Origin of the sequence: Desulforegula conservatrix Mb1Pa (assembly GCF_000426225.1) — a bacterium.
Classification (GTDB): Bacteria; Desulfobacterota; Desulfobacteria; order Desulfobacterales; family Desulforegulaceae; genus Desulforegula; species Desulforegula conservatrix.
In genome coordinates, this window is record NZ_AUEY01000054.1 from 21,182 (window position 1) to 27,735 (window position 6,554).

At 42.3% G+C, this 6,554-nt stretch carries 3 protein-coding genes and 1 pseudogene; all 4 read left to right on the forward strand.

Going from position 1 to position 6,554, the window contains the following annotated elements; genetic code table 11:
• Positions 1-14 precede the first annotated feature (14 nt).
• Entirely contained in the window at positions 15-1,457 is a 1,443-nt protein-coding gene (locus K245_RS0115880) for a radical SAM protein (RefSeq protein WP_027360024.1), read from the forward strand.
• A gap of 237 nt (positions 1,458-1,694) precedes the next feature.
• Complete coding sequence (locus K245_RS0115890) at positions 1,695-4,979, forward strand: glycosyltransferase family 2 protein (protein WP_027360025.1); 3,285 nt, start codon at positions 1,695-1,697, stop codon at positions 4,977-4,979.
• An 82-nt stretch (positions 4,980-5,061) separates the two neighbouring features.
• A complete protein-coding gene (locus K245_RS0115895) occupies positions 5,062-6,213 on the forward strand; it encodes a DegT/DnrJ/EryC1/StrS family aminotransferase (protein ID WP_027360026.1) in 1,152 nt (383 codons plus the stop codon).
• Between the two features lie 151 nt (positions 6,214-6,364).
• Positions 6,365-6,554, forward strand: a pseudogene (locus K245_RS0115900) (IS110 family transposase); the annotation flags it as partial.

The following is a 6,554-nucleotide window of genomic DNA, read 5'->3' on the forward strand; positions in this document are numbered from 1 at the left end:
AAAGAAGATCTGAAATGAATTTTTTATCTGATAGAGCCATTGAGTCAGTCAATTTTTTTACGACATACAGGTGTAATTCGAGGTGCGTCAACTGTTTTATATGGAAGGGCGATGACAGGTCTGACATCGAGCCTTTGACAGATGAAGAAATACACGGGCTTTTTTATGATGACCCCATTGTATCACGTTGCCACGAAATAGGTTTTGCAGGAGGAGAACCGACTATTTCTTCCTTTTTCTGGAGAGCCCTTGAACTTGTACCCGAAAACAGACATATCACAATCACCACAAACGCTCTATCTTCGGCAAGGCTCATAAAAACCCTCAATGAACGCGGGGACAGGGAAAATTTTGTTATCCAGGTTTCAATTGACGGTATAGGTTCTGTTCATGACGAGACAAGGGGGATAAAGGGTTCTTATGACAAGTCCTTATTCCTTCTTGAGAGACTCCGGGAGCTTGGCGTTCCAAGGCTTATTTCGTTTACTATTAATTCCAATAATTTTCACCAGCTTCTACAAGTATATGAAATAGCAGAGGCACTTGGGGCGGAATTCTCAACTCGTATGGCATATTGTGGTGGTGCCTACAAAAATGGTGGAGATGATTCGGTTTATAGTCTTGAAGCAGGGCAACTCGCTTCAATGGACTACTCAATCAAGAGAATAATAGATTCTGAAATCAGAAAAAAGAATCATTACCCAGCCAGAATAGTTTTTTTAAGCAAAATTTCAGACTACTGCACAGGTAAACAGAAAGACATTGAATGCGGAGCCCTTCATTCCGGCGCTGTTATAGATCTTTACGGCGACGTATTCCCAAATTGTCCTGTAATAATGAAGAAGCTTGGTAATATAAGAGAAAACACCTTTGATGAAATCTGGCGAGGTGACGCAGCTGAAAAGCTTCGGGCTCATGTTGAAAAATTTGCATGCGGCGGGTGCTGGAATGATTGTCAGGTCATAACCAATATTGCCAACGACAGGCCATTTCTTGAAAAGAACTATTCTGATATAAAGCTTAAACCTGTTCTTGCAAAAACAGACTTGAAATATTCATTTGAGATGTCAGATCCTGAGTCTTCCGGGTATCTTGGCACAGGTTGGCATCACCTTGAAGGACAATCTGATTTTATTTACAGATGGACAGCCGGACATTTTGTCCTTGCTGTCCCCAAGGATACGATATCCGTGAGTTTTTTCTGCATGCCTGCTCCTGGTTCACAAGGAAAAGATGATTTGTATATCACTGCGAGAACCGATGAAGGCGAGCTGGCCCACCAACTCATCACGTCATTTGAATGGCATGATATCAAGGTGAAATTTAATGCTCCGTTTGCAGAAAACGGGATCTGCTTTTTTGAAATGTCCCAAATTTTCAGGCCAGTATCTGGTCTGTCAGGTTCTGATGTGAGAGATCTTGGCATGGCCGTAAAAAGCATAAAATTTATTAAATAAACGGGAACTGTTCTCATATTTGCTGATTTTGAACATTCTTTGATGGACTCGCAAAAACTATAAAAAGGCAACGGCGTCATGCCGGATTTGATCCGTGATCTTTGTATTTTTAAATACTTCTGGATTCCGGCTCCCGGTTTTCACAGGGACAGACCCCACCGGAATGACGGCGATTTGACTTTTTGCGGCCTTGTAATTTTTTTGACTTATCAGCTTATTTAGATCTAAATCTTAACGATGACGAAATTCGGGAATAAAATAATAAATACAAGGGTTGCTGCGGCGGTTGTTTCATATAACAAGAAGAATCAGCTTCTTGTTTTGCTTGAACGAATGCGGATGCTTTCAATTCCTGTTTATGTCACAGCAAATGCATGTTCTGATGGTACCGCAGAATCTGTCAAAAGAGATTTTCCAGAAGTGGTTCTGATTGATAGCCCTGTGAATCTGGGTGGTACAGGGGGATTCAACTGCTCGATTCTTGCCGCACTTGATGCCGGCTTTGAGTATGTTCTTCTTCTTGATGACGACGCCCTGCCTGAGCCTGACTGCATAGAGAAACTTACAGACTTTCTTGATATAAATTCAGAGTATTCCTTTGCCGCTCCTTCAATTCTGATTTCATCAAAACCTGATACCCTCCAGGAAACTGGTGGTGATGTAGATTTTTTCAGATCTCTGCCTGTCGGGGCATATAACCGTTTTTTGAAGAAAAGGGAGCTGCCTGAAATAATCGATCACGAAATTATAGACATAGATTACGCCAGCGCCTGCTGCCTCATTGTAAGGGGCTCGGCCCTGAGAAAAACAGGAATACTGGACTGGAATTATTTCATATTCAACGATGATGTGGATTTATGCCTCAGACTGGGAAGAGAAGCAGGGAAAGGGGCCTGTGTTACAACCGCCGTTGCTTTCCATGACTTCCCCTGGGCAAAGCCCTTTTCGCCGATGAGACTTTATTATTATCATAGGAATAATCTTTATTTTTTATCAAAAATGGCTTCCGGGCTTGGAAAAATTTTTTCCGTTTTTATCAGTCTGACAAGACTTATCAGGGATATCTCTACAAGCTTGGTTCAGGGGGATAAAGAGCATTGCCGTATTCTTTTTTCAGCACTGAAAGATGCCTTGAAATTCAGATACGGATCATGGTCCTCGCCTGTATTGTTTCCTCTAAACAGAAAAAGGATCGATCCGGAATGGTTTAAGAGGAAAGGGATTGAAAAAATCCTTGTGGATCTTTCAGTTGATGAGTTTGCTCCTGAAATACTGGGCCTTATTAATACTTTGGCTGAAAATAAGAAACGGACTGACCTTCTTTGCGAGGAGAAAAATAATTCAAGCTTTAACGGTTTTTTCGGTAAATACGAAAGAGGCTCTGTCAGGACGTCATTCTTAAGGGCTTTTTTCAGGATGAAATCATTTGATTATGATCTTGTCATAACTGATGCTGCCATGTCAGTCCGACGAATCACATCCATGCCAGGAAGGTTTTCAGCATATTATCATAATGGAGCGCTTTACGAAGCCGATTCACGTCCCTTCCTTTCTTTATGCGCCTTTTTTACAGCTCCCCTGATAGGTCTTTGCTGTACGCCGCTTGTGTTATGGCGGATTCTTAAAAAGCCCGGCCCTGATAAAGTTCCTCAAGAAGCTGATAGTCTTCTGTCCATGAATGGAATTAATTGTTTGGATGGTTTAGCAATAAGCAAAAAAAAAAAGGATTTAAAATCCGATAAAATATCCATCCTGAAGATTTTTGATTCCGGGAACCGTTTACCTCTTGGTGTAGATCCTCTTCTTTATGACAGGTTTATGGGACGTGCCATTCCTATTATAAAAAAGACATGCGTGAAATTTTCAGATGCTTTTGGTTTAATTCCCCCCAAATGGGCTTTAAATCCTGGGCCTGGAGAAGCTGCCGCAGGTTTTGGCGAATGGTGCAGAATGAGGGAAAAAATTGCGCCTGTCATATATCAGACCCGGCATGAAGGTTCCTCCCCCCTTTTTTCGATTCTTGTTCCAGTATGCGATCCTGAACCAATATGGCTTCATTCGTGCGTCGAGTCAGTAAAAAAACAGAAATACAAAGGGTGGGAGCTAATCCTTGTCGATGATGCATCAAAAGATCCCAGAATACACGGAATGCTTAAAAAATATCAGAAGAATGACCCAGGAATAAAGGTCTTCTTTAATGAAAAACGTTGCGGAATATCAGCAGCAACAAACAGGGCCGCCGAGTTTGCCGAAGCTCCGTACATTTTTTTTCTCGACCATGATGACATCCTTGACAGGTTCTGCCTTTCAGCCTTTGCTGAGAAAATTATTTCTGCGGGTAAAGCAAAGCCTGTTTCATTGATTTACGCGGATGAAGACCGTTTTGACCAGACAATGAGGCGTATGCAGCCCGGATTTAAGCCTTCTTATTCGCCTGATCTTTTTTTGGGGACAAATTATATCCATCATCCTGTTGCAGTCCGTACCGAACTTTTCAGAAAAGTGGGCGGGTTAAAGCGTGAATATGATGGTTCCCAGGATCATGATTTTCTTTTGCGGCTTCTTGAGATCGAAGACAATGTGGTTCATATTCCTGATATTCTTTATCACATGCGGATACACCCCCTTTCCCTGTCTTCAGGCCCAGCCGCAAAACCAAAAGCCCACGGCCTTGACAAGCTTATCATCGAAGAAGCACTGATGCGTAGAGGGGTAGAGGCAGAGATCAGGGACACCGAATGCGGATTTCCCGGATACAGCAGGATTATCAGGAAAATAGATAAAAAAACCCTGGTGAGTGTTATCCTTTCATCATCTGGAGAGGTCAACGATCTAAGATGGGCAGATGCTCTTGAGGTTATGCCTCTATGCAGTAAAAAATTGCCTCTTGCCGAAGCCTTAAATAAAGCCGCAGAAAAAGCGGCAGGAGACATTCTGGTTTTTGCGGATGCCTCGCTTTCTCCTTCATCCGGGTGGGCTGATATCATTGCTCCCCAGGTTTGCAGGAATGATGTCGGTGTTGTGACAGGCAAGATTGTTTATTCTGACGGTAGTCTTTGTAGCTGTGGTCTTTCTTTGGGAATAAACGACGGTTCAGGAGGTTTGTTCGGAAGCTGGCATAAAGGTATGGATGCCTCTGGCCCAGGTTATGGCGGTTGGGTGTCCCTTGACCATGAAATACTGGCGGCTTCCTGCAAATTTATGGCAGTAAGAAAAGATCTTTTTTTTGAAAATGGCGGGTTTGATCTTGAATTCTCTGTGTCAGGTTTTGATATTGATCTCTGTCTCAGGCTTTGGAAACAAAATGGTCTCAGGAATCTTGCGCTACCAGGATGTATTGTTACCTTTGAACAGAATTTAAGCATGGATGAAGAGAGCAAAAAAGATCATGGATTGTTGGCAAAAAAATGGGGCTATGTATTAAGGGCTGGTGATCCATACCTGAATCCAAATTATTCCCGGAGAGGTAAGGGCATAAGAATGGCTGGTTTTGCTGAAATGGCAGCAAGAGGGTCATTTTAATTTTTTATCCCAAGTATCACGAATGTCGGTCAGATCATATCTCCCTTTATTCGTAATCCATATAAATCCAAAGGTAAAAAAAATGAGAGAAGGTTTTCTTGTTTTCGGTTCACCTGTAATTGGTGATGAAGAAATAGAAGAAGTTGTGGACAGCATGAAATCCGCATGGCTTGGCACTGGCCCCAAGGTCGCAAAATTTGAGAAAATTTTCAGCGAGTATAAGAATGTGCCGTATGCTGCTGCTGTGAATTCCTGCACTGCGGCCTTACACCTTAGCCTTCTTGCTGCCGGGCTGAAACCTGGTGACGAAGTCATCACAACTCCCATGACATTTTGTGCGACAGTAAATGCAATTATTCATTCAGGAGCGACACCTGTTCTTGCGGACATAGATCCTTTGACCATGAATATTGATCCTGCGTGCATAGAAAATAAAATAAATGCAAAAACAAAGGCCATCATTCCGGTTCATTTTGCTGGAAGGCCATGCGACATGAACGCATTGTGCGATATTGCAAACAGGCATGGACTCAGGATAATCGAGGATTGTGCCCACGCCATAGAAACTGAGTATAAGGGAAGAAAAGCCGGTACATTTGGTGATTTCGGGTGTTTTTCCTTTTATGTGACTAAAAATATTGTCACAGGCGAAGGAGGGATTGTTCTTGCAAACCGCGAGGAAGATTTTTCAAGAATAAAGATTCTCGCCCTTCATGGTATGAGCAAGGATGCTTGGAAAAGATTTTCGGATGAGGGCTACAAGCATTATCAGGTTGTTGAATGCGGTTTTAAATATAATATGATGGATCTTCAGGCTGCCATAGGGATAAGGCAGATGGCAAAGATTGAAGAATACTGGCTAAGACGTAAAAAAATATGGGAGGAGTATTCCGCAGCTTTTTCAGATCTTCCAGTGACCCTTCCAGCTGATATCCCATCTGATATAAAACATGCATATCACCTGTATACGATTCTTATAGATGAAGAAAAAACAGGGATTAGCCGGGATGAGTTTCTTAATGCTATGCACAGGCTTAATATTGGCACAGGTGTTCATTATTTGAGTGTTCCGGAGCATCCGTATTATCAGGAGGCGTTTGGCTGGAAGCCTGAAGATTATCCAAATGCCATGAAGATCGGCCGTTCAACCGTAAGCATACCGTTATCTGCAAAACTGACTGATAAAGATGTGGCAGATGTTATCCTGGCTGTAAAAAGTATTCTTGCCCGGTGATTTTTTGAAGGTAATACCAATTCCAAATCAAAGCGCTATCCCATTGAATAGATAACATGGTTGTCATCTAAAGAAAAAACCTGCCATCCATGCAAACGTGGATTATATTTTTAGAGACTAAAAACACAGAGCCAAAACCATGGAGGCAGGTATGAAGAAGAATAACATATATGTAGGCCTTGATGTACATAAAAATAGTATAGATGTGGCACTCGCAGAAGAAGGTCGTTCAGGAGAGGTCAGGCACTACGGAAGCATAGGCGGAGATCTTGATTCAGTGGAGAAACTATTGAAGAAGATCTCGAAACCGGACAGGGAGCTGCATTTCGTATATGAGGCAG

What these genes read in the sequence shown, in the direction of transcription:
- K245_RS0115895 (WP_027360026.1), top strand. Translation starts at nt 5,062, where the DNA reads ATGAGAGAAGGTTTTCTTGTTTTCGGTTCACCTGTAATTGGTGATGAA.
- K245_RS0115890 (WP_027360025.1), top strand. Translation starts at nt 1,695, where the DNA reads ATGACGAAATTCGGGAATAAAATAATAAATACAAGGGTTGCTGCGGCG.
- K245_RS0115880 (WP_027360024.1), top strand. Translation starts at nt 15, where the DNA reads ATGAATTTTTTATCTGATAGAGCCATTGAGTCAGTCAATTTTTTTACG.